24 protein-coding genes are annotated in these 26,437 nt (G+C 57.4%); 15 read left to right on the top strand and 9 right to left on the bottom strand.

Translation table 11 applies throughout. From position 1 onward, the window contains the following. Positions 1-68 precede the first annotated feature (68 nt). Both agaS and nagA read left to right on the top strand, forming a co-directional pair. A complete protein-coding gene (gene agaS, locus ACQRAQ_RS03935; protein WP_427794004.1) occupies positions 69-1,235 on the top strand; it encodes an SIS domain-containing protein in 1,167 nt (388 codons plus the stop codon). A gap of 117 nt (positions 1,236-1,352) precedes the next feature. Then, entirely contained in the window at positions 1,353-2,522 is a 1,170-nt protein-coding gene (gene nagA / locus ACQRAQ_RS03930) for an N-acetylglucosamine-6-phosphate deacetylase (protein WP_427794003.1), read from the top strand. A gap of 75 nt (positions 2,523-2,597) precedes the next feature. Here nagA and ACQRAQ_RS03925 read toward each other — a convergent pair whose 3' ends face one another. Next, positions 2,598-3,182, bottom strand: a complete 585-nt coding sequence (locus ACQRAQ_RS03925) for a hypothetical protein (protein ID WP_427794002.1) — start codon at positions 3,180-3,182, stop codon at positions 2,598-2,600. Positions 3,183-3,337: 155 nt separating this feature from the next. Here ACQRAQ_RS03925 and ACQRAQ_RS03920 point away from each other — a divergent pair, with 155 nt between their 5' ends. The 4 genes from ACQRAQ_RS03920 (at position 3,338) to ACQRAQ_RS03905 (ending at position 7,653) form a co-directional block, all read left to right on the top strand. After that, positions 3,338-4,219 carry an aldose 1-epimerase family protein gene (locus ACQRAQ_RS03920; protein ID WP_427794001.1) on the top strand — a complete coding sequence of 294 codons (882 nt, stop codon included), beginning with the start codon at positions 3,338-3,340 and terminating at the stop codon, positions 4,217-4,219. A gap of 58 nt (positions 4,220-4,277) precedes the next feature. After that, on the top strand, positions 4,278-5,213 hold the full coding sequence (locus ACQRAQ_RS03915; protein WP_427794000.1) for a hexose kinase: 936 nt from the start codon (positions 4,278-4,280) through the stop codon (positions 5,211-5,213). 204 nt (positions 5,214-5,417) lie between these two features. Next, complete coding sequence (locus ACQRAQ_RS03910) at positions 5,418-5,891, top strand: YhcH/YjgK/YiaL family protein (protein WP_117778978.1); 474 nt, start codon at positions 5,418-5,420, stop codon at positions 5,889-5,891. A 484-nt stretch (positions 5,892-6,375) separates the two neighbouring features. Next, positions 6,376-7,653 (top strand): site-specific integrase, encoded by a 1,278-nt coding sequence (locus ACQRAQ_RS03905; protein WP_427793999.1) that lies wholly within the window; start codon positions 6,376-6,378, stop codon positions 7,651-7,653. Between the two features lie 32 nt (positions 7,654-7,685). Here the strand turns inward: ACQRAQ_RS03905 and ACQRAQ_RS03900 are convergent, their stop codons facing one another. Next, on the bottom strand, positions 7,686-8,420 hold the full coding sequence (locus ACQRAQ_RS03900) for a hypothetical protein (RefSeq protein WP_427793998.1): 735 nt from the start codon (positions 8,418-8,420) through the stop codon (positions 7,686-7,688). 289 nt (positions 8,421-8,709) lie between these two features. Between ACQRAQ_RS03900 and ACQRAQ_RS03895 the strand changes: the two genes are divergently transcribed. From ACQRAQ_RS03895 to ACQRAQ_RS03875, 5 genes are all read left to right on the top strand, one after another. Continuing rightward, positions 8,710-8,967 (top strand): helix-turn-helix domain-containing protein, encoded by a 258-nt coding sequence (locus ACQRAQ_RS03895; protein WP_427793997.1) that lies wholly within the window; start codon positions 8,710-8,712, stop codon positions 8,965-8,967. Next, entirely contained in the window at positions 8,955-9,821 is an 867-nt protein-coding gene (locus tag ACQRAQ_RS03890) for a DnaB-like helicase C-terminal domain-containing protein (RefSeq protein ID WP_427793996.1), read from the top strand. The genes ACQRAQ_RS03895 and ACQRAQ_RS03890 overlap by 13 nt, the downstream gene beginning before the upstream one ends. A 323-nt stretch (positions 9,822-10,144) precedes the next feature. Continuing rightward, positions 10,145-10,483: a plasmid mobilization protein gene (locus tag ACQRAQ_RS03885; RefSeq protein WP_427793995.1), complete on the top strand. Its 339-nt coding sequence runs from the start codon at positions 10,145-10,147 to the stop codon at positions 10,481-10,483. A 9-nt stretch (positions 10,484-10,492) separates the two neighbouring features. Continuing rightward, positions 10,493-12,397, top strand: a complete 1,905-nt coding sequence (locus ACQRAQ_RS03880) for a type IV secretory system conjugative DNA transfer family protein (protein ID WP_427793994.1) — start codon at positions 10,493-10,495, stop codon at positions 12,395-12,397. Between the two features lie 26 nt (positions 12,398-12,423). Beyond that, positions 12,424-13,359 (top strand): relaxase/mobilization nuclease domain-containing protein, encoded by a 936-nt coding sequence (locus ACQRAQ_RS03875; protein ID WP_427793993.1) that lies wholly within the window; start codon positions 12,424-12,426, stop codon positions 13,357-13,359. Between the two features lie 443 nt (positions 13,360-13,802). Here ACQRAQ_RS03875 and ACQRAQ_RS03870 read toward each other — a convergent pair whose 3' ends face one another. Together ACQRAQ_RS03870 and ACQRAQ_RS03865 are read right to left on the bottom strand one after the other, a co-directional pair. After that, positions 13,803-14,405 (bottom strand): hypothetical protein, encoded by a 603-nt coding sequence (locus tag ACQRAQ_RS03870; RefSeq protein ID WP_427793992.1) that lies wholly within the window; start codon positions 14,403-14,405, stop codon positions 13,803-13,805. A 4-nt stretch (positions 14,406-14,409) separates the two neighbouring features. Beyond that, a complete protein-coding gene (locus tag ACQRAQ_RS03865; protein ID WP_158567277.1) occupies positions 14,410-14,709 on the bottom strand; it encodes a DUF2958 domain-containing protein in 300 nt (99 codons plus the stop codon). Between the two features lie 359 nt (positions 14,710-15,068). Between ACQRAQ_RS03865 and ACQRAQ_RS03860 the strand changes: the two genes are divergently transcribed. Together ACQRAQ_RS03860 and ACQRAQ_RS03855 are read left to right on the top strand one after the other, a co-directional pair. Then, positions 15,069-15,308: a hypothetical protein gene (locus ACQRAQ_RS03860; protein WP_427793991.1), complete on the top strand. Its 240-nt coding sequence runs from the start codon at positions 15,069-15,071 to the stop codon at positions 15,306-15,308. Positions 15,309-15,379: 71 nt separating this feature from the next. Continuing rightward, a complete protein-coding gene (locus tag ACQRAQ_RS03855) occupies positions 15,380-16,276 on the top strand; it encodes an HNH endonuclease (protein ID WP_427793990.1) in 897 nt (298 codons plus the stop codon). 120 nt (positions 16,277-16,396) lie between these two features. On the opposite strand, the gene ACQRAQ_RS03850 is transcribed toward ACQRAQ_RS03855, so the two are convergent. The 5 genes from ACQRAQ_RS03850 to ACQRAQ_RS03830 all read right to left on the bottom strand — a co-directional run bounded on the left by ACQRAQ_RS03850 (position 16,397) and on the right by ACQRAQ_RS03830 (position 24,346). Then, positions 16,397-17,386, bottom strand: a complete 990-nt coding sequence (locus tag ACQRAQ_RS03850) for a restriction endonuclease (protein WP_427793989.1) — start codon at positions 17,384-17,386, stop codon at positions 16,397-16,399. Between the two features lie 123 nt (positions 17,387-17,509). Further along, positions 17,510-20,896, bottom strand: a complete 3,387-nt coding sequence (locus tag ACQRAQ_RS03845; protein ID WP_427793988.1) for a DEAD/DEAH box helicase family protein — start codon at positions 20,894-20,896, stop codon at positions 17,510-17,512. 136 nt (positions 20,897-21,032) lie between these two features. Further along, positions 21,033-22,211, bottom strand: a complete 1,179-nt coding sequence (locus tag ACQRAQ_RS03840) for a restriction endonuclease subunit S (protein WP_427793987.1) — start codon at positions 22,209-22,211, stop codon at positions 21,033-21,035. After that, positions 22,204-23,727, bottom strand: a complete 1,524-nt coding sequence (locus ACQRAQ_RS03835; RefSeq protein WP_427793986.1) for a type I restriction-modification system subunit M — start codon at positions 23,725-23,727, stop codon at positions 22,204-22,206. Before ACQRAQ_RS03835 ends, ACQRAQ_RS03840 begins: the two co-directional genes overlap by 8 nt. Positions 23,728-23,758: 31 nt before the next feature. After that, on the bottom strand, positions 23,759-24,346 hold the full coding sequence (locus ACQRAQ_RS03830) for a hypothetical protein (protein WP_427793985.1): 588 nt from the start codon (positions 24,344-24,346) through the stop codon (positions 23,759-23,761). A 346-nt stretch (positions 24,347-24,692) separates the two neighbouring features. Here ACQRAQ_RS03830 and ACQRAQ_RS03825 point away from each other — a divergent pair, with 346 nt between their 5' ends. Both ACQRAQ_RS03825 and ACQRAQ_RS03820 read left to right on the top strand, forming a co-directional pair. Beyond that, the gene (locus ACQRAQ_RS03825; protein ID WP_427793984.1) at positions 24,693-26,153 is read left to right on the top strand and encodes a ComEC/Rec2 family competence protein; all 1,461 of its coding nucleotides are present in this window, start codon (positions 24,693-24,695) and stop codon (positions 26,151-26,153) included. Positions 26,154-26,164: 11 nt separating this feature from the next. Continuing rightward, positions 26,165-26,380, top strand: a complete 216-nt coding sequence (locus tag ACQRAQ_RS03820) for a DUF3006 domain-containing protein (RefSeq protein ID WP_427793983.1) — start codon at positions 26,165-26,167, stop codon at positions 26,378-26,380. The last annotated feature ends 57 nt before the right edge of the window (positions 26,381-26,437 follow it).

Genomic DNA, 26,437 nt, shown 5'->3' with positions numbered 1-26,437 from the left:
CTACCAGATAACCAACCGAAGTGTATAATTGCACGTCAGAGGATTACTTCTAGAGAGAGGTATTAGAAATGTTCGAGAAGAGTGTCGAGGAGCTCACCGAGCTCGGCGCCCAGATCACCACGGCCGAGATTGCTCAGCAGCCCGAGCTTTGGCGTGATACGCTCAACATCTATCGTGAGAACAAGGAGACCATCGAGGCCTTTCTGGCCGAGGCTCGCGCTATGGGCGAGGGCCGTCTGTCCGTTGTCTTCACCGGTGCCGGTACGTCTGACTACGTTGGCGATACCTGCGCCCCGTACCTGCGTCACGCTGGCAACACTGATCTCTACGACTTTAAGCCCATCGCCACGACCGACATCGTGAGCGCCCCGCGCGACTTCCTGCGTGCCGAGGATCCCACGCTCGTGGTTTCCTTTGCCCGCTCTGGCAACAGCCCCGAGAGCCTTGCCGCCGTTGCCGTTGCCAAGGAGCTTGTCCACAACGTCAAATTCCTCAACATCACCTGCGCTCCCGAGGGCAAGCTCGCCGTCGAGTCTGCCGATGATCCCAACGCGCTGACGCTGCTCATTCCGCGCGCCAACGACAAGGGCTTCGCCATGACCGGTTCTTATTCCTGCATGACCCTGCTCGCCACCCTTATTTTCGACACTGCCTCTGACGGGCAGAAGGCCGAGTGGGTCGAGACCATCGCTAAGATGGGCGAGGAGGTCATCTCCCGCGAGCCCGAGGTCGCCGATTACCTCGCTGGAGACTTCAACCGCGTGACCTACTTGGGTTCTGGCTCCTTCGGTGGCCTTGCCCAGGAGAGCCAGCTCAAGATCCTCGAGCTCGCTCACGGTCTGGTCGCTACTTCCTATGACACCTCCATGGGCTATCGTCACGGACCCAAGTCCTTCGTCGACGATAAGACCCTCGTGTTCGTGTTCGTCAACAACGACGCCTACACCCGTCAGTACGACATCGACATCCTCAACGAGATCGGTGGCGACGAGATCGCTCAGCACACCGTTGCCGTTCAGCAGGATGGCGCTACTGTCTACGAGGGTGAGTCCTTCACCTTTAAGGGCTACGAGGCACTTCCCGAGGGCTACCTTGCTCTGCCGTTCGTGATGTTTGCCCAGGCTATCAGCCTGCTTAACTCCGTGCGCGTGGGCAACACGCCCGACACGCCGAGCCCCACCGGCACGGTCAACCGCGTGGTCAAGGGCGTGACGATTCACCCCTTCACTGCTTAATCGCGTCCCCCTGTAAGGGCGCCCGTCCGCTCATAACGGCGGGCGGGCGCTTTTTGTTTTACGCGAGCTGGGTATAAACATCACCACAGTCAACTGCTTTAGAAGTGAGGAGTACATATGAGCACGTACGCAATTAAGGCTGACAAGTTCTTCTTGCCGGCAGGCCCGCAACAAGGCGGCTATCTTATGATCGAGGACGGCGTCTTTGGCGCTTGGCAGGCCGACGAGCCCTCCTGCGAGATCAAGGACTACACGGGATCGTGGATCGCGCCGGGCATGGTCGACACCCACATCCATGGCTTCTATAACCATTCGACTACCGATAACGATCCCGAGGGCATCGATATCAGCTCGACCGAGCTCGCCCGTCGCGGTACCACCAGCTGGCTGCCCACGACGTTCACCGATGGCGTCGAGCAGATCAAGGACGCCTGCGCCGCCATCGCTCAGGCGGACGAGGGCCGTGGCCCCGACTTCTGCGGTGCTCGCATTCAGGGCATCTACCTGGAGGGCCCTTTCTTTACCATGAAGCACGTGGGCGCGCAGAACCCCGCTTATCTTATCGATCCCTCCGAGGAGGTCTTCGATCAGTGGCAGGAGGCTGCGGGCGGTCGCATCGTTAAGAGCGCCATGGCGGCCGAGCACGACGGTGCCGCTGCTTATGCGGCTGCTCTGAACGCCAAGGGTGTGGTGACCAGCATCGGTCACTCCGACGCCACCTACGATGAGTGCATCGCCGCCATCAACGCCGGTGCCAGCTGCTTTACGCATACCTATAACGGCCAGCGCGGACTGCATCACCGTGAGCCCGGTGTTGTGGGTGCTGCCATGTCCACGCCCGAGACCTACGCCGAGATCATCTGTGACGGCAAGCACGTAAACCCTGGCGCTATCAAGGCGCTGCTGCAGGCAAAGGGCTGGCAGCATACGGTGCTCATCACCGACTGCCTGGGTTGTGGCGGCATGCCCGAGGGCAGCTATACCAGTGGCGGCATGGACGTCATCATGAAGGACAACCTGTGCTGGCTCGCCGACGGCAAGAGCATTGCCGGCTCGGTGCTCACGCTTGCCCAGGGCGTCAAGAACATCGTCGACTGGGGCATCGCCAGTGCCGATATCGCCATTCGCATGGCAACCGAGGTGCCGGCACGCTCCGTACACATCGAGGATAAGTGCGGCAGCATCATGCCGGGTCGCGACGCCGACTTTGTCGTGTTCGACCATGAGCTCACCCTCGTCGAGACGTATGTTGGCGGTCAGAGCGTCGGTAACGCCTTTACCGAGTAACGATAGAAAAAGACGGCGGGCCCGAATCTGCTCGGACCCGCCGCATGGGTTAAACGCTCAAAAGTACCTTCACAGTTACAGCTTGTTAGCGATCTTCTTTACCGTGCGCTTAACGCCGGCCACCAGGCCTCCTGCAGGATGCTCCTTCTCGTATGCTAGGCGCTTCTCGCGCTTGGCGTACTCTTCGACGATGATGTCGCCATACTCGTCTTCGATCTTGTCGAAGAAGTCGACGGCGCCCTTAATTTCCTCAGCGGTCGGGTGTCCCTTTTGGACACCGCCGGCGAGTTTGAACGGCCCCCACGTATCAAAGCCGGGGCAGCCGTAGACACCCATAAAGATGGCCTGCCTCATGCGGCAGATGCCGTCGATATCCTTGCCATACCACTTGTTTTTGCCACCGTAGGTCATAAGGCCAAACACCTTGTCCTGCGGCTGCAGCACGTTAGTGAGCACGCGTGCCATATCCTTGTCGATCTCGGAGTAATAGATGCCCGTGGCGACACCGATCAGATGATATTCGTGCAGGTTGGGATACTCGTTTTTGCCGAGCGCCTTGACGTCGAGGGTATCGATCTCGGGGTGTGCCTCGACGATGGCGTCCACGAGCTTTTTCGTATTGCCGTGATGGCGCGAGGCGTAGAGGATGATGGTTCGCATAAGAAGGCCTTCCAGCTGTAATTGCATCAATGTCTGTATGGTACCCCGTTGCATGGCTGGGATACCGGACACATCGTTGAGCGTGCGGGTTTGTCCTTTGGTCAGGGCCGAGACGGATACTTGCGAGCAAAAGCAGTTGTTCGAAAGGATGGGCAATGGAATACGCTCTCTCCAACGATTCGATTTCTATTAAGGTGTCCACGGCTGGTGGTTCGTTTACCTCGATTGAGGCCGGAGGCCGCGAGTACTTGTGGCAGGGCGATCCCGCCGTGTGGTCCGGCCAGGCACCGATTTGCTTCCCGATTTGCGGAGGCCTGCGCGATGGCAGCGCCATGACGTTTGCCGGGCATCATGTAAAGCTCGCTCGCCACGGGTTTGCGCGCAAACAGGAGTGGAAGCTGCTGAGCCAAAGCGCAAACGAGCTGGCTATGTGCCTGGCTTCGGAGGATAACGCCGCGCTGCTGAGAGATTATCCCTACCCGTTTAAGCTTGTCGCTCGTTATACGCTCGAGGACGCTGCCGTGCGCGTTTCCTATGAGGTGACCAACGAGGGCACCGAGGACATGCCGTTCTTTATCGGTGGACACCCCGGCTTTAGGTGCCCGCTCGACGAGGGCGAGGCCTATACGGACTACGAGTTGCGCTTCGAGAAAGACGAGGCTGCGGAGCTTTGCACCGCCGTACCCTCGACTGGCTTGATTGATGTAGCTAACCGTTCAAAGAATCCCATGGTGGGAAAGACGCTGCCCCTGTCGCATGAGCTCTTCGATTTTGCGGAGACCATCTATGACGTGCTCGAGAGCCGTCAGGTCACGCTTTCCAAGAAGGGCGAGGACAAGGGCGTTCGCTTGAGTTTTGAGGGTTTCCCGTACCTCATCGTGTGGAGTAAGCCCGAGGGCGATTTTGTGGCAGTTGAGCCCTGGGGCGGCCTCTCGACCTGCTCCGATGAGGACGACGTACTTGAGCATAAGCGCGGCTGCCTTGTCGCCAAGCCCAAGGAGACTGTCGTTCGCTCGTTCACGATTGAGATTCTGTAATTCCGTTTTGTCGACTCGTATCGCGAGGCACAAGGAGCCTGCGAGATAAGGAGCTAAAATGATCCTCACCGTTACGATGAACCCGTCCGTCGATACGCGCTATCAGCTCGATGAGCTCATTATCGACGACGTCAACCGTGTGACGCCCGAAAAGACCGCCGGCGGCAAGGGTCTCAACGTGGCCCGTGTGCTGGGCCAGCTGGGCGACGACGTTGTGGCAACCGGTCTGCTCGGTGGCCATATGGGCGCCTATATGGCAGAGCTTATGGATGCCAACGGTATTAACAACGACTTTGTGCCCATCAAGGGCGAGACTCGCATTTGCCTCAACATCCTCCACGCCGGCAACCAGACCGAGCTGCTCGAGAGCGGCCCGACGATTGCCCCCGAGGAGCTGGATGCCTTTACCGCCAAGTTTACCGAGCTGGCTGGCAAGGCCGACGTCGTCACTATTTCGGGTTCGCTGCCCCGCGGCGTCGAGGCGGACTACTATGCCAAGATTACGGGCATTGCCGAGAACGCCGGCGCCAAGGTGCTGCTCGATACCTCGGGCGCTTCGCTTGAGGCTGCCCTCAAGTCCGAGGTCAAGCCCGAGCTGGTCAAGCCTAACCTAACCGAGATCAACGGCTTGTTGGGCACGAGCTTTACCACCGACGATGTGGACGAGCTCCGGGCCGCACTCGCCTCTGATGACCGCTTCTCCGATATCCCCTGGGTCGTCGTGTCCATGGGCGCTGCCGGCTCCGTGGGCTTCCACAACGGACGCGCGTTCCGTGCCAAGACCCCCGATATTCCTGCCGTTAACGCTACGGGTTCCGGCGACTCCACTATCGCCGGTTTCGCGCATGCCATCGCTGCCGGCGCGGACGACGAGACGGTGCTGCGTACCGCCAACACCTGCGGCAAGCTTAATGCCATGGATCCCATGACCGGTCATCTGGTCATGGACCGTTGGGACGAGGTTTACAACGGCGTTGTCGTGACCGAGCTGTAAGAACTTGGGCGTCGGCTCTGGCATCGGTTGTTTGCTTGTGGTTAGAGCCAACGACAAGTGCGGTAGCATTATGCCGGGGCGCGACGCCGATGCTGTCGTGTTCATTCCCGACCTTACCCTGGTCGAGACGTATGTGGGTGGCAACAGCTTTGGCAACGCGTTTGCCGAGTAGCCGCCAAAGAAACGATCCGAGAGGGGATTTAGATGATTTACGGTGCATTGGGCGATATCGAGGAGTATCGCGGAATGCTTAAGGGCCTCGACGTGCTGATCGACTGGCTCGAGGAGAACGACCCGGCGGAGCTCGAGGTCGGCAGCCATCCGATTCTGGGCGACAAGGTCTTTGCAAACGTCATGGCTCCCACGACGCGTCCCGAGGCCGAGGCTCACTATGAGACGCATCAGCGCTATCACGACCTGCAGATCGACGTCGAGGGTCGCGAGGCCTTTAAGGTCGCCACGGGCAGCCTGACGCTGGTCCAGGAGTTTGACGAGAAGGACGACTACGACCTGGTCGATTCCGACGCCTCGATCGCCGGCGATCTTGCCGACGACAAGTTTGCGCTGTTTGTTGCCGGCGAGCCGCACATGCCCACGCTCGAGTTCCCGGGCGATGGCGCGCAGCCGGTCAAGAAGATCTGCTTTAAGCTGCTTGCAGACGCTTACTGGGAGGAGTAGCGAACTGCCCGACTGAGCTGTTCGTATGCTGGTGTGTTTTCCCTAAGGGAATCACGCTACGACCCCGTTAATCGTGTTTTCCCTGGGGGAATCACGATTAACGGGGTTTCTGTTTTTGAATAGGGGAGCTGACGCTGTTGCGATGCGTGGGTGGGCGCGCGCACTCAAAATCGGCAACAAAAAAGCCGCCCGAAGGCGGCTGTCTTGTGCAATGGAGCCAGCGACCGGGCTCGAACCGGTGACCCCCGCTTTACGAGTACGTGAATTTGACATTTGACGAGATGAGGCCAATATCACTGAACTTAAAGGAGACGCAGGTAGATATAGGTAACTAGCAAATATCGAGCTAGCTATTAGAATCAAATTTCCCACTCTTTTCACTCTTAACTGGACTTGAAAGTGTGAAAAACTTCGATTAGGCTAGGGGGCGTAGCCTTTAAAGCTACGCCCCCTAGCCTAATCAAAAACTAAATGAGGGATGCAATTGCAGGGCACGATAAAAAAGACCGCTCGTGGAACATCGGAGTGTATCGACAGGACCAAGGGGATCTATCGGATCTACTTTTCTCTGGGAAAGGATCCTGAGACGGGACGGTACCGCCGTAGTCCGTCACGCAGGGTTCACTGCAGAAGCAAGAACCCGAAAAATTGGCCGAGTGAAGTCGCCAAGGCGCTGGAGGCCTATAGAGCTGAGTTGGAGGGCACTTCCAGCCGGGACAATGGTCCCCTGGGTTTATCGGATTATGCAGACAGGTTTCACGCAAATAGAGAGTCGACCATGGGGTCACCGCTTGCCTATGAGCGCGAAGGTTTGGATATCCGTCACATACGCGAGCTGTTTGGCAACCCTGATCTGGATCGGCTTAAATCAGATGACGTTCGCGCTGCGTATTCCAAGGCCAGAAAAGAAGGTCGATTCAGCGAAAGTGAAATTCGCCGCATCCACATCAAGCTCAAACAAATTATGGAGGATGCTGTCGACAACGACCTAGTGGGCAAGAATCCTTGCAGGAAAGTGAAGCTACCCAAACAGAATGTTGAGGCTCGTAGGGCGCTGAGTGCCGATGAGGCGGCAAGGCTGCTAACGATTCTTTTGGGGGAGAAGCCGTCTTCCTTTATCACGTGCACAATGCTTCTGCTTCTCTGTGGATTGAGGAAGGGGGAGGCCCTTGGTCTCTCATGGGAGGATTATGACCCCGAGGCCAAGACTCTGAGGATAGTAAAGCAATATACGAACGACAGGACGTTGAGGCCGCCCAAATCGAAGATGAGTAGGCGCAAGATTTCGATAGGGAATGAACTTGCCGATTATTTGGACAGGTGGAAAGTCATCCAGCGGAGCGAGTTCAACTCCTTTGCGGTGGGCCAGACTGGAGAAACACCCATTGTCCATTCCATTGGTGTCGTCGATGCCGCCGGCGGCAAACGGGCTCTAGTGACCCGGATGGATGGACATAACTATTCGAGGGCGTTTAGGCTCTTTGCGGCGAAAAACGGCTTCGGTGCTTTTGAGGAGAGTAGGGAAGTCGTCGGGAGTGACGGTGTCGTTCGAACGCGCTATACGGGCTACAGTGGGCTAAAGCCTCATGAGCTGAGGCATACGCAGGCTACTCTGCTCGTTGGCGCTAATGCGGATATTAAGACGATCCAAGCGCGTTTGGGCCATGCCAGCCCATCTACGACGCTGTCTATCTATAGCCACTTTATTGAGGCAAATGACCAGAAGGCTGCAGCGGTGCTGGACAATCTTCTAAAAAAATAAATCGATAGGGCCCCAATTGGGGCCCTATCGATTTAACGGATTCGATTGATTACAGCATTATACGGAGGTGTCATTTCGACCGACTGATAGTACGAAGCGTCGAGAAGGTTAAAGTAGCAAATAATCGGTGCGGCGAGATGCTCCTTCATGTTGAGGTACTTGCCGTTGTCGTCTGCCACGAGTTTCACTTCATCTCGACGGACATCTTTCATTTTCGGCCATAATTCGGTCGCTTTTTCGAGCTTATCGTTCTTGTCGTACTCGCCGTTATGGAAGAAGACGAAATGAGGGGCGCAGTATTCGGCTCCGCCGTGAATTTCGATAACACTAACCTGGCTGCATGCCTTTGCAGCGCTCTCGGGTTCCAGGAGGACCCAATCGGAGGGGAAGACGGCAAAATCGTCACCAAGAAGATCTACTCGCCTCATGCCCATGGCGACCTCATCATCTTTGTACAGATTGGATAGATGTTCGTGGAGTGCGGAAAATTGCTCCTGTTGAAGCCGCTTTGATGCGACGACCATATTCTCGGAACCGTCATGGCGTAGGCGACTCAGCTCATCGTCAATCGAGGAGATGCCTTGGACACAGGTCTTATCTAGGGAGCGCGCAACCTCGGGGTCAAGTCTCATGATGAGTTTGAAGACGAAATCGATTGCCTCGCCGGGGGTTCTAATAGAATCCGATTTTATGTTGCGAAGGGAGTCGATTTCGTCGGCGGTCTGGAGCTGAACAGTTGTTCCGACTTTAACCTTTTTCATCTTCATGCCTGATACTGGGAGACGTGGCATATTTCCTCCTGTCGTTTTTCATGATGTTAACGCAGGTAAGAAGGTATGTCTATGCTAGTTCGAATATAAAGAGAAGAAAGATTGAACAAAGATTGAAAAAAGATTGAAAAATAAGAATCAAAAGCATTAAACTGATTTTCAAGTAAACGCCTGACCAGCCCGACGTTTGGAGTATTAACTTGGTCGCAATTTAATAGCCGCCCGCCCTTCCCATCAAAGTTTGCAGACCGAGGGGAGGGGCGAGCCAGCCAGAAAGGATTCTACCATGCCGGTTGAATCGAATGAGCCGTACGCTGCCGTACCGGCTTCACCCGCGGATTCTTTCAGTCCCAGCTTGGGCCATGAGCGCCTTTTGGGTATCGCGGAAGTGTGTAAGATAACCGGTCTCAGCCCGGTTACGGCGTCAAAGCTTATGAAGGAGAGCGGACGTGCCATCGCGCTCCATCGCCGCATCTATATTCTCGAATCGAGTTTCTTTTCTTACCTTCGTGAATTGGAGGTGAGCGAGCCGTGCAAGCTGTAGATTCGATGAGCATCGGGCTTGATGAGACCGCACTTGAAATCTTGAGGAATAAGCCGCTCGGCCATATCGAACACCAAGGCCTAGATACGATTCTCGGCGGAATACGCCAGTACCTGTGCATTGTGCCCGGAGGGCCCGGTACCGGTAAAACCACATTCATGCACCAAATAGCCGACCGTTGGGCCATGGGGGGACACCCGGTTATCGTTTTCGAGGGCGAGCTCAGTCGTGCCAGCATGCTGGCGAAGAGCTTGACTCGTATTTCGGGCGGCGAACTCACCTATGATGATATGTATGGTGGCGATATGTCCGCGGACAAACGCGAGCTTTTTGACAAGATGGTCGAAGTTTATGCCGGCAGTATCGCCGACCGTATGTTTATAGTGTCCGGTGAAATCGAGAAAGACGGGATGCGCCAGCCCATCGAGAAAGTTGCAGCTAAATACGGCGAACCTCCGTTGGTGATTGTCGACTACGCTCAAATTGTCGCGCTTCCTCAAGATCTCCGAACTGTCGATGAGCGTATTGGGCTCAAGCTCGTCGCTTCCGAGCTTCGCAGAATTGTGGACGAGACTCATTGCCCGCTCTTCGCTATATCCTCGATCAACCGGACGAACTACGACAAACAAACTACTGGTTTACAGGCAATTGGGGGGTGCAATATGTTCGAGTACTCTGCTGATATCGTTATGTCTCTATCGATTAAAGGAAATAGGACCGAAGAGCGGAACTCCAATATGATTTTAAAAAAACGCCCCGTGATTGCATCGGTTACGAAAAATCGATATGGCTCATGCGGTGTTGTGGAGTTCGAGTTTGATGCCCCAGCGGCAACATTTTGCGAGGTCAAATAATCATGGAACCCGGGCCCTGCATCGGTGGGTACCGGGTGCCCAACCCATGCTTGTCTTCTGATGAGCTCGCTCGAGCCGAGAACAGAGACCTTCCATTGCTTTCGGCCGCGGAGCTCATCTGGGAGCGGAAACGCCTGCTCGATGCTCTCGATGTCTACAGCGAGCAATGGCGTCCATACCGTATATATCTCGGAACATTGCCAGGAGTTTCCTTTGATGTATGGGCGCGGGCAAGGATTGGGCGCATCGGTCAGATGCTCCAAACAATGTCAATTAAATAGAAGGGATGGGGCCGGTATCGGTCCCATCCGGATTGGATAGCCATGTCATCCATGAATACGCATGTCAACGTTCGAATGAGTGAGGCACAGCGTAAAGCGATCGAGAAGAAGGCAACGGCCATGAATATGCCAGCGTCTACCTTCATGCGTGACGCCGCCCTGCTCTGCGGCGAGAAGCCGGTCAAGGTCGCCGATACGGGGGAGCTTGCCGGTATCAGGGCCGAGTTGAAGAAGATCGGGACGAACCTCAACCAGGCGGTCCGTGCCCTCAATACCTACGGCCCCGACCCGGTTGTTCTCAACAACCTCAACCGGGCGACTTCGATCGTTTCGACCGCGGTGGGCTGGGTCAACGACCTGCTAGCCCGTGCGAGAGAGTAGGTGGTTCAAGTGAAGGAGAAGCTGGTCATGGCGCTGGTTTTCGCAGGGCTGCTTACCGCGGGGTTTGCGCCTCTTTTCGCCATTCCCCTCGATTGCGTGATCCTCGGATTTCCAATCGATCTCAGTTCGATTGGATTCACCCTGAGCGTGGATGGCATCATTTGGTGGTGGGTCAACGTGGCACCCCGCTGCATCCCGGGCTGCCTAGCCTCATTCGCCCTGTTCCTGTCGGTATTCTTGCTCATGCAGCTATCGGTCTCCTCGAAGGAGCGGGCCGCCGATGGGGGCGTGCTCGGAGAGGCGCGGGTGAAAACGGGGCCGGAGACCATCCGGGGCTCGGAGATTTGGGACGGGCACGGACGGCCGAAAAGCAGGGGATTCGTGTACGGTTTTGAGAAGACGTTGTTCGGCTCCAGGTATCTGTTCGAACCGAGGCGGCACATGTTTCTCGACGGCTCAACGGGCGCTGGAAAATCCAGGTCGTTGTTGATCCCGACAATCGACTTGCTTACGTTTGGGGCGGATGACGGGGAATCTAGCCCGCAGACCATCATCGTTTCCGACGTGAAGAGCGAGCTCATCGAGTTGACGGGCGACGAGCTGGAGCGCCGCGGGTACCGGGTGCTTCTGCTGGATGCCCAGCATCCCGAGAGGAGCGACACGTTCAATCCCCTGGAGATGGTCGATAAACTCGCGAGTGGGGGAGATCTGTCGGGGGCGGAGCAGGCCGCGGACGCCGTCGCCCGTACGCTCATCGCCGGGGAGAGCGATGCGAAGGCGAACCACTGGACGGAATCAGCGCGGTCGCTGCTCGCGGCGACGATCCTTCTGACCGTGCTGGATGGGGGCTGCCCGCGGGGTTGCAAGCACCTCGCGACGGTCTACCACATCATATGCCTGGGGACGGAGGGGGCCGGCGAGGACCCGTGTGAACCGCTGAAGAGATTGTTCCGCGCACTGCCGCAGGGGCATCCTGCTCGCTCGCGTGCCTCGCAGTTCATCTCGAGCGGCGGCAACGAGCTGAGGAGCATCGTCTCTACACTCAAGGTCAACCTGAGGATTTACGCTTCAGCGCCGATTGCGCGCATGACCTCGGGCAATGATATCGACCCGAGGAGAATCCTGAGCGAGAAGACCGCGCTGTTCCTCCATGTGATGGACGAGGGCTCTCCCTACAACGCGATCGCGGCGGTCCTGTTCGAACAGCTTTATGCCACCGTATATTCCATCGCGGACGCAGCCGGCGGAAAGCTGCCGAGGCCGGTGTCAATCCTCGGTGACGAATGGGGGAACCTGCCTAAGGTCGAGTGCCTGCCGAGCCTTCTCAGCCTTGGACGCTCGTATGGCCTGTTCTGGATGGGCGCGGTCCAGAACATCTCTCAGCTGAACAAGTACGGCGAGCGCGACGGGCGGAAGAAGATCCTGGCGAACTGCGGTGTCAAGGTTGCCATGAAGCTGGGCGAGGCCGAGGACCGCCAGTATTTCACCGAGCTAGTCGGGAAGACGACGCGGCACACCATGGGAACCAGCTCGAGCAGGGGGCCTTCGGGCGGTACGGGGTCGACATCCTACAGCGAGCACGCCGACGACCTGATCCATCCTTGGGAGTGGACGGAGATGTCCCCCGACAAGGACGGTGTCATCGTGGTGAAGGCCGCGGAGAACGGCGTGGGCAGGGAACATGCGGGGTGCTTCCGGGCCCCTGTCTGCGATTGCACGCGGACGCCGACGAAAGAGCATTTCGATCTGGGGACGCGCGAGTACGAGACGGCCAAGAGGATGGAATACCAGGCCAGGCTGATGTCAAGGCGAGCGGGCCGGGAGGACGGCGTCGATCTCTGGACTCCCGAATTTGAGGAAGACGCCGCGGAGCCGCCTGTTGCCGATGGATGGTCCGGCCTTTTCGTCGACTGACGGCGGCTTTTGAAGGGAGTTGGAAAATGACCGCAATCAAGCAGACGAGCGTCATGAGCAGGGAGCACCTCCAAAATCTCAAGCGTTATTTCGATTGGGATAGGGAGAAAGTCCTGGACCACGATACCCAGCACATTATCGATGAGGACCGCTGGTTCGAGGAGATGGACGCTACCCGGGAGGCGGCCGGGCACAACCGGCCCGGGAAGCAGGGCGCAAGGTGCACGTACATGCAGCATCAGGTGATCGGCTTCAACCCAGACGAGTGCTCCTGCAACGGCGGGCCGATGACGCCCTCGCGGTGCATGGAGTACGCGAGGGACTATATCGCCAGGCGCTATCCCAACCAGGAGATCGTGATTGTGCTGCATGAGGAAAGATGCAGATCGGATGGATCGGCCCGATTCGCCGTTCATTTCGCCATCAATAGGACGGACCTCGAGACGGGGCGGCGCCTGAACGATGGGCCGGCGAGGGCGGCGGCGAAATCCCGCGTGAGGACAGTAAGGGACCTCGATGCGGAGTACGGCCTGAAGCAACTCGAAAGGGGCCTTTCGAACTCGAAGGTGCACGCGCGCCAGCCCGGTCGCGAGGAGCGCGAGATGGCAAAGAAGGGGCGATTCGACAAGTCCGAGAACGCAAGGGTCCGAGCGATTGTCGCCCAGAGGGCGGAGGAGGTCGGGAGGCTCAAGGGCTGCCCCGACCGCTTCGGAGAGTTTGCAAGGCGGTTGGAATCGGATGGGATCGAGATCGCCCGATCTAAGCGGGGGGCGCTGCAATACCGCTATCACTCGGAGTCCCTCGGCAAGACGAGGAAGATTAACGGTGCGAGGCTCGGCTACGCCGTCAACCGCTCGACCGGGCAGATCATGAGGTTCACGGCAAGGGGTATCGACCTTGCCATGCGGGAAGCCTGGGAGCTCGCCCGCGAGGGTGCGGATGACGGAAGAGGCCGGGACTGACTTTCATATCTGGGGTCCGTGCAACAGCTGGCAAAGCTGTTGCACGGTTCTGCGGGAGCGACTTCGGAGCGGTTCGCACATCCCGGCTTCGACCGGGCAAGATATTCCGTTGCACGGAATACATATCTTGCATGTCCCGAGAAGCGTAGGCCGAACCGGCTGGAGTGCAACGGGGCAGGAGAGCGGAGGCGCATTGGTGGCGACCCATGGGAGCCATCGAATGGAGCCGGAGCGAGAGCCGGCGGGGCGTGACACGGCGGGGCGATCGTGAGTTGAAGCCGAGTGATTGGCCCGCCGTTCACGGCTCGCCGGCGGCAGCTCGGGGTTCCAAGGGGACTCGTCCCTTTGGCGCACAGGGGTCCGGGGACGACGCGAAGCGTCCCCGGGAGACGCCGCGAGGGGCATGCCGTCGCCGGCATGTCCGTGCGGGTGGCGGCCCGGTGCTATTCCGTCCCGGTCATATAGACCGTCCGGCCCGTCTCGCAGTCGATGGTTTCGGCGTCCCCGAAACCGACCCGGACGGCCGCCCATCCGCCGGCGGCTGCCAGCGCGTCGGCCTCGGACCTCGCGGCGGCGATGAGGCGCTCGAGCTCGGGCGAGCCCGCCGGCGCGGTCCCCACCTCGAACGCGCCGCCGTCGCCGCCCGACTCGTACTCGACGACGACCGTCGAGCCGAGAGCCTCCTCGAGGGTCTCTCTCAGGCCGCCCATGCCGTCGAGGGCGTGCCCGGCGACCGTGGCCAGCGGGTAGCGGGCCATCCCGGACGCCGCCGAGCGGCCGGCCCTCCGGACCGCGCCGGCGGCCTCGAGCGCCTCGAGGAGCGCCGCGGGCACGTCGGCGTCGATGGCGATGTTGCCCTGCCCGCGGCACCACTCGGCCGCCGCCGGCACGCTCGCCGTGAGCACGCCCCACTCGGCCATGTAGCCCTCGGAGCGCGGGTCCGTGGCGTCGAGGAGGAGGACGGCCAGGCCGCCGCCCGCGTACTCCCCGGCCACGAGGGCGAGGCGGACCGCCTCGCCCATGGAGTCGAACTCGACCGTGACCATGCGGCTACCTCCTCCTGACGGCGCTGAGCGGCTTCGGGGAGAAGTGCTCGTCGCGCTCGACGGCGGCGAACCCCATCTGGCGGTTCAGCTCGGCCATCTCCTTGATGCTGAAGTAGCCGAGCTCGTCGTCGTAGCCCTCGACGAGGCCGAACGCCTCGTCCGTTCCGTCGAACTCGAGCAGCCACCAGTCCCATCCGTTCACGCACGAGAAGTAGTGGGCGTAGACCGTGGGGTCCTCCGCCCCGTCCTGCTCGTAGAGCCTCGGTACCGTCTTGGCGATTTCCTCGGTCATAAGCTGCTGCATGTCTTCCTCCGTTCCGGGCACGTGGCCCCTAGACTCTCGCCCCTGCGCGCAGAAGCGAAGCGCTGCGTCGGCGGCGCTTGCTTCTGCTCCTGCAGAAGCCGCACCGGAGCGGAGCGGGGTCAAGGGAGGTCCACGGCAATCCCCGCCATTCGTATCGAAGAGGAGAATTGTGGGCGATTCCGTGGGCCCCCTTGATGCCGTGCAGTGGAGGTGCAACCCGGTCACGGAGCCGTGGCCGCTTCCCGGCGGATGCCGAGTTTGATTTTCCCGCGAGTTTTTCCCGGAACGTAAACTATGGTTTACGTCTGCTGTGCAGGTATTCCTATCCTCTCGGCTGGGACCGAGAAGGAAGGAAGCCCATGAACCCCGACAAGGATCTTAATAATCCGAACATCAGCCAAGAGGCTCGCCGGATCGCGAACGCAATCGGGGCGTTCGGCGACCTTGGAGCCGCCGACCGTCTCGATCTCCTGACTGAGCTCATGCAGACGGCGACGGCATTGGCGGACTACGAGCTCTTTGCGGTGTGTGGGGCCCTGCTCGTGGCCACCCGCGTCCGCGCCGAGTGGCGGGATGCCGCCAGATCCTCCTGGCTGTAGGCCGTTGACCTCGCCGGCTCGCGGCGGTACGCTCTGGCGAGCTATTCAATCCCAGCAGGGCGGAGCGCGATATGTTCGAACAGGAGCTTAATATCGGCCAAGTGGTCTCGAATGGCCGCATTCACGACATATTCGGAGGCCAAACGCAAGGCGGGATACGCTTGAGCAACGAGGCCAACGCCATGGTCCTGATTTCCGGCTTCGGCCCTGATGCGGAATATGACGACAGGTGGGAAGGCGATACCATCTACTATCACGGGCCGACTCTCAATGAAAATGCGAAGACCGACAGCGACAGGGAGTACGGCAGATTCGGGCTCCAGCTGAAAGAGCAGTATGGCCCGCATCCCGGGAAACAAAGGAAGATCTTCCTTTTCAGCAAGGTTCTCGTGGGCATCGGGAAGCGGGATGGGAAGGGAGGGCGAAACGGCGCGCTCGGGCGGACGACAATGTTTCAATTCGAGGGGGAGGTCGTTCCGTCCCCCTCTGAAAAGCCTTGGAAGACCGATGGCGGCTGGATATTCCCTCTGGTTAAAGCGAGCGACTTGGCTTTCGAGACGGATGAGCGCTGGGTCCTTTCTGGGGCAGACGGCATATCGGACGATGAGATATGGAGGCGTGCACGAGAGGCGGAGGAGCCGGAGAAGGGCACCGGCGAGGGGCGCAAGAAGGTCGTATCGCGCAGCGAATACCGAAGAAGCGGTCTCATCTCCGGCTGCATCAAGAGGGAAGCCAAATCGTGCGACCTGTGCGGGGCGGTGCCCTTTTGGATTACGGATAAAACGCCGTACCTGGAAATCCACCATATCAAATGGCTGTCGCGCGGCGGCAAGGACAGACTCGACAACGTCGTCGCCCTCTGCCCCAACTGCCATAGGAAAATGCACGTTCTTAATAATGGCAAGGACGTCGAGAAGCTCAAAAAAATTGCATCGGAACGCGCGAAGGCCCATCCCGCACAAGGCTAGAAACGCTGGAACGGGAGGCTCTGGAGACGCGACGCTCCGATCTGGGCGGTGTGGAAAAGGGCAAGGCATACTCTTATTGCAGAAGAAAAGCCCGCGCTGGGCGCGGGCGATGAGGCGTGATTATGCGGGCCACCAGATGCGCGTGAGCGGGAGGAGCGAGCGCGTCTCGGCGTCGGCCTTGTCATAGGTCTCAACGTAGAGTCTAATGAGGCCGTCGAGGTCGAGCAGGCGCACCGGTACGGTCGCGCGGCCGGCCTCATAGCGGGCCTCGGTGCTGAAGCCGCCGGTGGATACGTACAGACCTCGGTCGCCGGCGCGAAGTCCGCCGAGGAACGAGCGGACCATCGGGGCCCCGATCGTGCCCTTGCGATGCTTGACCTCGACCACGATACGCGGGGACTCGAGTCCGAGGGCATCGGGCGAGGCGACGATGTCACGACCGCCGTCCGGGCCCTTGGGCGTCACCGTGGCGTGGTAGCCCATGGTGCGCAAAAGCCCCGCCACGAACTGCTCCATGTCCTCCCAGGTAAGCGAGAGTGCGCGGTCCTTGATACGCTCAATGCCGTCGTCGTAGGTGGCGAAGCGTGCCTCCTCGTCGTCGGCGGAGTCGCCTGTCTCGATGCCGGCTTCGGGCTTTCCGGCGCCCTTGCCGGCGGCTGAGTTGAGCTCGCCTGCGACTTCGGCAGAGATGTTGAAGATGGTCGTGAGGCTGCCGAGGCTGTTGCGCGAGGACATGGAGAGTCGGTCGCGCGGGGCGATGCGCTTCCAGTCCACCTTGCGCGTGTAGGTCACGCCGTCGACATCGGGCGAGGGGACGCACTCACCGGTGATTTTGCCGATGTGGTAGACGCGCGCTTCGGGGTCGTAGGTGACCACCGTGGAGCCCGCCACGATGGTGTGGGCGAACTTGCTTGCCTGGCTGGCGGCAAAGGCGACCTTCTGCGCGCTGAAGTCGGGGTTTGCCGCCTCGTACACGCCGCGGAGTTGCTCGTGCGACGTGGATGCGATATCGACGCCACCGAAATCCCAGCCGATGCCGACGTAGCCGTTCTCGACCCAGTCTTTTGCGTATACACCGCCGCGACCGGCGCGAATCATCCAAGTTGCCATAGCGGTCCTTTCGTTAGCTAAGGGCGAGTATACATGCTCGCGCGACGGTTGTTTCGGGGGGCTTGGGACGCAAACAGCCGGAAAGCAAAAGCGCCCGCGCTGGTTGGGCGCGGTCGGGTGGTGCTAGGCAGCTGGAATCTCGGCGTTCGTCTTGATTCTGTTGATGATCTCGATGAGCTTGGTGCGCTGCTCACCGTCGAACATCTTCACGAATGACATCGGGCGATCGAAGGGAGGCATGGTGAGAGCCATGGCTTCCATGTAGCCGTTTTCTACAATGTAGTCCACAACCCGACGCACGAAAGCTATCTGTTGGTCCGTGAGGTTTCTGGCATTGATGAACTCGGCAAACGCCTCGTTGGCGGCATCGTGATCGAGATGCGCAATCTTGCGTACCAAGAGGCCGAAACCCGTATCACCATAGGCGTCTTCGTAGTCCTCGGCATTACCCAATTCCTGCGTGAAGAGTCGTCCAAGCTCTTGGAATTCAAGTTCCGTTAGAGGTTTGTTGTGGCGAAGCTTATGGATGACAAGTGAGTCTGCATGGTCGCGAATGTACCGCTCGACCTTGAGCTTGTAGTTAGTGAAATCCTCTTGCGGAGCCAAATCATCAATGAAATTGATTTCAGTAACCGGATCGGCGAGATGCGTCACCACAGGCTTTCTGCCATCATCGGAGTCAATGAATTGAATGAGGCCACGTAGCTCCTTACGGATCTTCTCGAGTTCGAGGAGGCTTACGTCCTTGAGGAGGTCTTCGTCTGTCAGTTCCTTCAACAGAGGCAGCTTCTCCTTGACCTGCGGAATGGTCGTCCTCTTCTGAAGCTCCGTGGAAACGCTGATGAGCTGGCCGATATGCCTTGCGGTCTTTGCACCTTCGCACTTGGCGCACATGAATCCATACATGAAGGCATCGAAGCGAAGGGCGGCCTCGACCTTTTCGCCGTTGTAGACGAGCGGAGCGACTTTGCTTGTCAGAACGGCGACATCGCCTTCGTTCAGGCATTGGAATGCGCTGGCCTGGCGGTATTTTTCGATTGCCTGCCTCTGGAGTCGGACGGCGACGAGCTCCTCGTTGAGAGACGTTATCTGCCTGTGGACGGTGTCGACGAGTTCGGCACGCAGGCTCTGATGGTCCTCGTCCGCAAAAGCTGATTCCTGAAGGAACTTGATGAGCGCAACTTGGCGGGAGAAGATGAGCTCGGATAGCGATGTGCCAACTTTGCCTTCCGCCTCCTTGACTTTGCTTTTGAAGAACTCGAAGTTTCTGCACCAGTCAAAGATGAAAAACCTCTGCTTGTCTTCACTTGTTCCGTTAAGCGGGTCTTGGACGTTCAGGCCTTCGCAAAGACGAGTGCCGCGACCAATCATCTGCCAGAACTTTATCTTTGACCGGACTTTTTTGAAGAAGACGAGGTTGACGATTTCAGGCACATCGATGCCCGTATCCATCATGTCGACTGACACGGTGATCGCGGGAAGGGATTTGAATTCAAACTCCTCAATGATCGTGTGCGCATAATCGTCCGAATGCAAAACGGCTTTGATGTAGTCGCTTGGATAATTGGGATAGAGCTTGCCAAAACGCTCGACAATGAATCGTGCGTGTTTTTGATTCTGAGCGAAGATGACCGTTTTTCCGATGTCCTGACCACCATGGACTCGGATGCCCTTCTCCATGAGCGTTTCAAGCACGTTGTCGACCGTGGGCTGGTTGAAGACCCATTTATTTACTTCGGTCGGGGCGATGAAGTCGGGCGTATCCTGCCCCGTCTCCTCGAAATCGTCTTCGAGTGACTGTTTTTCCTCTTCGGACAAATCATCGTAGTTCTTACCGTTGTCAATGAAATCCGTATGGGTTGCAATGCCTTGATAGGGAACGAGAACATGGTCGACCTTGGTGGCAGTGTCGTATTCGTAGACGTATGTAGGCACGCCGCGCTCAACCTGGAAGAAATCGTATGTGTTGCGGTCGACTTCGTTTGCTGGTGTTGCGGTGAGACCGAGGATGAGTGCATCGAAATAGTCAAAAATCGCCCGGTATTTCTTGAAAATGGAGCGGTGTGCCTCGTCAACGATGATGAGGTCGAAATGCGCGGGCGTGTACATGCGGATACCGTCACCGTTCTTGACGGTATCAATGGCGTTGAGAATAGTCGGGTAAGTGGAGAATACGATGCGCGCGTTGAAATTGTCCTTGTCTTTGCAAAGGTCGCAGCGGGAGGAGCTCGGGAGATACTCCTTGTAGCCTCGTGCGGCTTGGGAGACAAGGGACACGCGGTCCGCAAGAAAGAGCACATTTTTGACCTTGCCGGCCCTTATGAGGACATCGGCTAGGCCGGCAGAAACACGAGTCTTGCCCGTACCGGTTGCCATGACTAAGAGGCCACGGCGATGACCCTCATCAAAATTGTTGCAGGCGTGCTTGATGGCCTCGATCTGGTAGTAACGATTTTTGCCGCCGCCGGCGATGTTGGTGTCGATTGAAATGGTCGAAGTCGGGACAGTGCTATTTCGCCTGTTCATGAGACGCTGGAGATCGTCTTGAGACGATATCCCGCTAACCGAGCGCATTGGAGCGTTGTCTGCGTCGATGAAGAACGTTTCGAATCCGTTTGTTAGGAAGATGAGAGGACGGTAGCCGTACTCTTTTTGCAGGCAGTCGGCATAGAGACGCGCCTGCTGTAGTCCCTTTTGAGCGGACAGGCTTGTTTTCTTTGCCTCGAGCACCGCAAGCGGCTTTCCGTCTTTTCCGAGCAGAAGATAATCGATATAGCCTTTGCCGTCCTTTGTTCCCTGCGGGGTCGGCATTCCATGAACCTCGCGCTCCTCGATGGCGTTTACGCCCAGCGTCCAGCCGACGAGCCCGAGATCCCAATCGATATAGTGCTTTCGGGTTTCGAACTCAGAGATTTCTTCAGGGTTGAATTCGCGCGACTTTTCATTCTGAGAGCGTACGGCTGCGAGCTCGTCTGCCATTGCCTGGAGCTTTTTCTCGAGCGCCTCGATATCGGCGTTCTTTTTGGCAAGAAGGGCGCCGTGGGCCTTGATTTTGGCGATGTCTTCGGGCGTGAGCGTGACGGACTTGGCGGGAATCTTGTTTTCGTCGAACGCGCGAACTTGGTAATTGCGTCCGTAGCAATAGTCGATCCAGTCGACAAAGTTGAAGAGCGCCTTGAGCGCAAGAAGGGCATCCACAGGCGACACATGCTTGTCGGTATGGACCGACAGATTGCCGAGCTTCGTTATGCCGATGAGCGGTCTCCATACGCGTTCGTCTACGCATTTTTTAAATGTGTACTCATGAAGCAGGGAGGACAGGTTGTCTTTATATGGCATGACGATTGTCGAATCCGCAGCGTAGACCCATTTTACCGCGAGCTCCAACGCCTTTCTGCAACCGACGGCGCACATGGCGGGGGAAGTCGCGTAGATCTTCTCTGCCTCAATGCAGGCGTCGGCGAACAGGTCGTAGTAGCCGTTTTGGGATTTAAGGAAATCGAAGTTCATAGGGCGTCCTAATCTGCGGAGTATTCCTGTGAGCCTATCGTAGAACAAGGCGGGTGCTTTTGCATTGGGACCGCCCCCATCGCATTAAAGGATGGGGGCGGCGAGGCCTGTTTGCCGATAAGGCGCAAGGCTTTGTTTAGGAGAAGTACTCCTGTGCCAGGCTGTCGTAGAGTGTCTGTAGCTTTTCGATTTGTTGCTGGGCGATTAATTTCGATTTGTCAACCAAGGCAGCGAAGTCTGTGAAACGGCATTGAAGCTCAAGCGGAGGTACAGGAATAGCAACGTTCGACAAGTCAGAAATAGATAAATATTTCACTGTCGTACCACTACAGTTCCTGTTGAGGTTCTCGATGAAATGATGGTCATCAAAAACGGAAAGTAGATAGCGAGGCAATGGGCTTTGCTCTCCCGCCGCAAGCCAAGTAATCATCCCATCTTGAAAATAAAAGCGGTCGGACGTCTCGATCACATAACAACGCCCAAGGGTTCCGCGGGCAGTTACAAGTACATCGCCAGGTGCGGGCACATTGCCCCTCTCCTTTAGACTGTTATATTTTTCTTCAGAAATGAAGAGTCCCGAAGTGTGCATACCGGAGTCTATCAGTGAGCCAATGTCTGCCAGCCGCAGAAAAGGGACTCCGCCTTCAGTTAGCTCTCGCGCGTAGACCCGTTTGGACGACTTCACCTCATAAAGATCTGACAGTCTGCGCCTCGTCCAAAGAGTGCCGTCCACCGGATCCCCGAACATCTCGACAAATTGTGATTTGACGAGGGAATCGAGCTCTTCTGTAGCCTTTTGCGCTGCTGCAATCTGGTCCTTAATTCCATTCAGGACTTCCACCACCGTGCGCTGGCATTCAATGCTTGGCAAGTTTATGGGCAGCGCCCTTAACCCTTCCGCCGTAAGAGATCTTCTCCGGGCGGTGGTTCCGCGTAGCTTCTCAGCGTAGTAAGCCATACTTTGTGGGCTGTGCAAAGTAAGCTCCAGATAAGCAGGGATGATTCTGCTGCTGTCGAAATCCCAAACATTGTAGGCAGGGCTCATAATGCCAGGTTGATCATGGTTTTGAACGTAGATCACACCCTCGTCAATCGGAAAACCTACAACAAGCTGATTCTTCTTCACGACTTTGTATGCACTCGTGTCCTTGGACGCAATGGCTTTTTTGAATCGTCCCGACTGTTCGACTATTCCGTCGTGCATGGTCATGGAATAGACAGGGAAAGATCTGCCGCCGCAGCGCTCAACTTTCGCCTTACTAATGAGCTCTCCCAGCTTCACCCTCTTCCCGACAAATTGAGGTTTGTTACTCACTCAAATCACCTCCTAGCATTTTGCGAAGGTCTGCGAGGCTTGCCGCCATCTGCCTATTTAAGTCATCGAGGTCGTTGAGGATCTCCTCCGTCGGGGGATACTCAATGTGCTCATAGACGGTTTCCGTGTACTTGTTGAAACTGAAATCGTAGCCGTTCTGGACGATTTCTTCCTTGGGAACCAGGAAGCTCTTGTCGGTGCGCTTGCGCTCACGCTCATGCTCGAGATCCGACCAACGCTTAAGAATGTCGGGAATATCATTGTTGTTATCGTCCGGATCGCGCTTGTCGTCGAGCGTGAAGCCGTCCCCCTCCATGTTGTAGAGCCAGACGTCGTCGGTGCCGCCAGCGTCGGTCTTGGTAAACACTAGGATGGCGGTGCTCACTCCGGAGTAGGGCTTAAAGACGCCGCTCGGTAAATAGATGATAGCCTCGAGCTTTTGGTTTTCGACAAGCTCGCGGCGCAGCTGCCCGTATGCCTTTGCGTTGCTGCGGAACAAGACGCCGTTGGGGACGATGCAGGCGCAGCGGCCGCCCTTTTTAAGCATGCGCAGAAAGAGCGCCACAAACAGAAGCTCGGTCTGCTTGGAGCCCACTGTGCTGTATAGGGACTTGTCGACATCCTCCACATCAACCGAGCCGGTAAACGGCGGGTTGGCAAGCACAATGTCATATTTATTGGCGTCTTTGTTCTTGTCCGAAATGCTGTCGAGATAACGCACGTCTGGCATGTCCGCGCCATGCAACATGAGGTTCATGGTAGAGATGCGGAGCATCGTCTGGTCAATCTCGAAGCCCGTAAACTGAGGGGTCTTGCCGTCGCTGCCTGCGTACGTGGCCCAGTCATCGCTCGTCATATCGTTTTGGTGCTTGTTGCGGATATGCTCGGCGGCAGAGATCAGAAAGCCTGCCGTTCCGCATGCTGGGTCGCAGATGAGCTCGCCAGGCTTGGGGTCGATCATCTCGACCATCATGTTGCGGATGTGCTGCGGCGTTCGGAACTGCCCGTTGGTGCCGGCGGTGGATAGCTTGGAAAGCATGTATTCGTAGAGGTCACCGAGTTCGGCAATGTCGTCATCAAAGTCTGAAAGCAGGCCCTCGATGCCGTCGACGGCGTCTCCGAGCAGCTTTGTCTTGCCTGCGGGAAAGCCGAAGGTTGCTCCTTCCATTGCTTTGGAAAAAGCAGATTCGTTACCGAGTTGCTTGATGAAGGGGAAGGCGAACTCGTTCACGATGGAATACATTAGATCGGCGTTTTTATCTTTAAAGCGGCTCCAACGCAGCTCGCTACCCTGAATCTGCTTATCGCCGATTTCGAAGGTTTCAGGGAAGATGTGCGGGAGGCTCGCGCCGGTAGCTTCTTCCATACGCTCCGTCTCGAGTTCTTTTTCGTCGAGGGAACGCATAAACATGAGATAGGTGAGCTGGCTGATGACTTCGATGGGGTTGGTGATGCCGCCCTCCCACATCTTCTGCCAGATGGCGTCGACTTTGTTTTTGGCTGCTCCGGTAATCATGGTGATCCTTTCTTATAAAAGATGAGAGTTGTTACTTGGTGATGGTGTCTAGCAGTGTGCTTTCTAACAAAAGCTCGCTTTTAGCTGCGATGGCTTGGCAGAGTTCGATCCTGTGGCGCGTTCCTTCGTAAAGCGCAGCGAGACGTGCCTGTTCCCTTTGGGGTGGGACGGGAACCATAAGCTCGGCAAGGTCGCGCTTCTTTATGAACTGGAGTTTGAGGCCCTTACTTATTTCCTGAAGCTGCCTTTTTGTCTGTTCGAGTTCGAAGAACGCTGCGAGGTAGCGAATGTCCACTAACGAGTCGGGCCGTGCGCGCAGAATGAGCGCAAAAGACGTAACAAGGATTCCGGAATGGTCTCTATCGATGAAAGCACAGTCATATGGCGTTGAAGTTTTGACGATGATGTCGCCTTCGTGCGTATAGAGATCTTCTTTGACGCTCGATACAGTTTCGGTGCTCAGTAGCTGGTCGTTGATGCCGTTTGCGGTCATTGCCGCCGGCGTGAGCGAGCGGACCTGCTTGGGGGCGTCTTTGTCGGACAGCTTTCTTGCTCGGCTGATGGGGACGCCAGCCATGATGTTGACAAGGTCCCCAAGTGCGTTGAGTTCACAGGACACGATCGGCTCCTTTCATTACATGTAGGTCTTGGCTAGAATGGTTTTGGTTTTGCGGCTCGCCGACTATGGCGAGCCCTCTTTTTGGTTAAACACCTCACATCTCTTCCGGCTTGCGCATGCTGGAGGACGTTGCTGATGGAACTGTTCCAACTGTTAGGAACAGAATATCTCACTCCGCAAAAGAGTCAATAGGATTGTTCTAAATATTTGGAACACTTATTAAGGATCGCTCCCGACGCACCGGGCACAACTAATTCCACTCACCGATTATTAGCTGGCAGCTAAGGAATGTTTCCCAAATGAGCCTATGATTGGGATGTTTTAATCCCGACCCGGAGACTGTTCCATGGCGAAAAAGATTGTTGTGAGGAACGAGAAGCGAGGGTGCCTGTGGTGGTGCGGCGTCTTCTTTCTTGGATGCTTGGCGATCGCGGTGCTTGCCTACGCACTCTGCATTGCCGCGGGCGTTGGCCTTTGGTTCTTGACGAGGTACTGCTGGCGAAAGCTTGTTGTCCAGGCACCCGATTCGAAGTTCGTCAAGAAGATGAGCTCTGTTCCGCCCATTGTCCGACAAGTGGCGGCGGGCCTTGTTTGCGCCATGCTTTCGCTCATGCTTATGGCTGGTTTGGGCAATGCCTCGTCCAATACGGCGAATGACACGACCGTCCAGACTACCCAGACCCAGAAGGAGAAAAAGGCCGAGAAGACTAAGAAGAAGTCTGACGATAAGGCCGCAACGGTTGATGAGGCTGAACCCGACCCCGCTACGCTAACCGACCTCGTCGTGAAATTCGTCGATGTGGGCCAAGGCGACGCGACCATCCTCGAGTTCCCCGATGGCAAGACGATGCTTATCGACACCCCGACCGGCAAGAGCGAAGTCGTGAAATCGACCCTGCGCGCCGACGGTCGCTCGACGATTGATTGGCTGGTGGCAACCCATCCGGACGCCGACCACATCGGTGGACTCGACGGCATCATCTCCTCGATGGATATCGGATCCATCTGGGCGCCCGAGGCAAACAGTTCTACGCAGACCTATACACGTTTCCTGACGAGCATCTCGAATAAGGGCATGGGGATTGAGCCTGCCTACGCCGGCCGTCAGATCGCAACCGGCGAGAACTACTCAATCGATATCCTTTGGCCGCAGCAGGGGGCGAGCTATTCAGAGGACAATGCCTATTCGATCGTTATCAAAGTCACCTACGGCGAGAATACTTTCCTCTTTACGGGCGATGCACCGGTTGAGGCCCAGAACACCTGCGTCGGCGGACATGTCGACGTTCTGAAGGTCTCGCATCATGGCAGCGCGTCGGGCATGAGCAGCGCTCTTGCAGCAAAGCTGACGCCCGCGATCGCCGTGCTCTCGTATGGCAAGAACTCCTATGGACATCCGACTCAGGTCGTTCTCGACGCATTGTCTTCCGTCGGCGCGCAGGTGTACGGCACCTATGCCCATGGCACCGTTACCGTCGTCTCGAACGGCAAGGATGCTACGGCTTCGACAGCTACCGAGGGCACCATTGAGGCCGCGAGCCAGGATTCCGGTGCTGACTCCCAGGGCATTGGCTCTGGTGGCGGTGGTGGCGGATCCAGCGGCGCCTCCGAGCAGCCGGCCGCGCCGGCACCAGCTCCGGCAGCAACGGATTCTGGACAGGATGAAACGGTCGTCATCACGCCAACGGGAAGTAAATACCATCGTCCCGGTTGTCGCACCACGTCACGCAGTAAAAGTTTGACCGAAATGACGAAGTCACAGGCTCAGGCTCAAGGATTCGCCCCCTGTGGCGTCTGCAACCCCTAAGGGAGGACGATATGCAGGCAATCGTTGATCGCATTGAAGGCGATATGGCGGTACTCGAGGTCGACGGCACCAAGTTTATGGACGTGCCACTCGCCGAGATGCCTGAGGGCTGTGTCGAGGGCGATGTCTATGAAGGCGGACCCGGTGCATGGGTGAAAGACGACGGTGCAAAGGCTGAGCGCCTGAAAGCCAACGCCGATTTGATGGCCTCGCTCTTTAAGCACTGATAACAACACGGCTACCTTGTGACAGGCCCGTACCCTGAACGCGAATTGTTTGGGGTG

Source organism: Collinsella sp. SGI.178 (assembly GCF_050313495.1).
Lineage (GTDB): Bacteria > Actinomycetota > Coriobacteriia > Coriobacteriales > Coriobacteriaceae > Collinsella.
This window is presented reverse-complemented; position numbering and strand designations above follow the sequence as displayed.

What these genes read in the sequence shown, in the direction of transcription:
- ACQRAQ_RS03870 (WP_427793992.1), bottom strand. Translation starts at nt 14,405, where the DNA reads ATGGTCACGGTCGAGTTCGACTCCATGGGCGAGGCGGTCCGCCTCGCC.
- ACQRAQ_RS03910 (WP_117778978.1), top strand. Translation starts at nt 5,418, where the DNA reads ATGATTTACGGTGCATTGGGCGATATCGAGGAGTATCGCGGAATGCTT.
- ACQRAQ_RS03915 (WP_427794000.1), top strand. Translation starts at nt 4,278, where the DNA reads ATGATCCTCACCGTTACGATGAACCCGTCCGTCGATACGCGCTATCAG.
- ACQRAQ_RS03820 (WP_427793983.1), top strand. Translation starts at nt 26,165, where the DNA reads ATGCAGGCAATCGTTGATCGCATTGAAGGCGATATGGCGGTACTCGAG.
- ACQRAQ_RS03855 (WP_427793990.1), top strand. Translation starts at nt 15,380, where the DNA reads ATGTTCGAACAGGAGCTTAATATCGGCCAAGTGGTCTCGAATGGCCGC.
- ACQRAQ_RS03895 (WP_427793997.1), top strand. Translation starts at nt 8,710, where the DNA reads ATGCCGGTTGAATCGAATGAGCCGTACGCTGCCGTACCGGCTTCACCC.
- ACQRAQ_RS03850 (WP_427793989.1), bottom strand. Translation starts at nt 17,386, where the DNA reads ATGGCAACTTGGATGATTCGCGCCGGTCGCGGCGGTGTATACGCAAAA.
- ACQRAQ_RS03920 (WP_427794001.1), top strand. Translation starts at nt 3,338, where the DNA reads ATGGAATACGCTCTCTCCAACGATTCGATTTCTATTAAGGTGTCCACG.
- ACQRAQ_RS03900 (WP_427793998.1), bottom strand. Translation starts at nt 8,420, where the DNA reads ATGAAGATGAAAAAGGTTAAAGTCGGAACAACTGTTCAGCTCCAGACC.
- ACQRAQ_RS03835 (WP_427793986.1), bottom strand. Translation starts at nt 23,727, where the DNA reads ATGATTACCGGAGCAGCCAAAAACAAAGTCGACGCCATCTGGCAGAAG.
- ACQRAQ_RS03925 (WP_427794002.1), bottom strand. Translation starts at nt 3,182, where the DNA reads ATGCGAACCATCATCCTCTACGCCTCGCGCCATCACGGCAATACGAAA.
- ACQRAQ_RS03845 (WP_427793988.1), bottom strand. Translation starts at nt 20,896, where the DNA reads ATGAACTTCGATTTCCTTAAATCCCAAAACGGCTACTACGACCTGTTC.
- nagA (WP_427794003.1), top strand. Translation starts at nt 1,353, where the DNA reads ATGAGCACGTACGCAATTAAGGCTGACAAGTTCTTCTTGCCGGCAGGC.
- ACQRAQ_RS03825 (WP_427793984.1), top strand. Translation starts at nt 24,693, where the DNA reads ATGGCGAAAAAGATTGTTGTGAGGAACGAGAAGCGAGGGTGCCTGTGG.
- ACQRAQ_RS03865 (WP_158567277.1), bottom strand. Translation starts at nt 14,709, where the DNA reads ATGCAGCAGCTTATGACCGAGGAAATCGCCAAGACGGTACCGAGGCTC.
- ACQRAQ_RS03860 (WP_427793991.1), top strand. Translation starts at nt 15,069, where the DNA reads ATGAACCCCGACAAGGATCTTAATAATCCGAACATCAGCCAAGAGGCT.
- ACQRAQ_RS03885 (WP_427793995.1), top strand. Translation starts at nt 10,145, where the DNA reads ATGTCATCCATGAATACGCATGTCAACGTTCGAATGAGTGAGGCACAG.
- ACQRAQ_RS03875 (WP_427793993.1), top strand. Translation starts at nt 12,424, where the DNA reads ATGACCGCAATCAAGCAGACGAGCGTCATGAGCAGGGAGCACCTCCAA.
- agaS (WP_427794004.1), top strand. Translation starts at nt 69, where the DNA reads ATGTTCGAGAAGAGTGTCGAGGAGCTCACCGAGCTCGGCGCCCAGATC.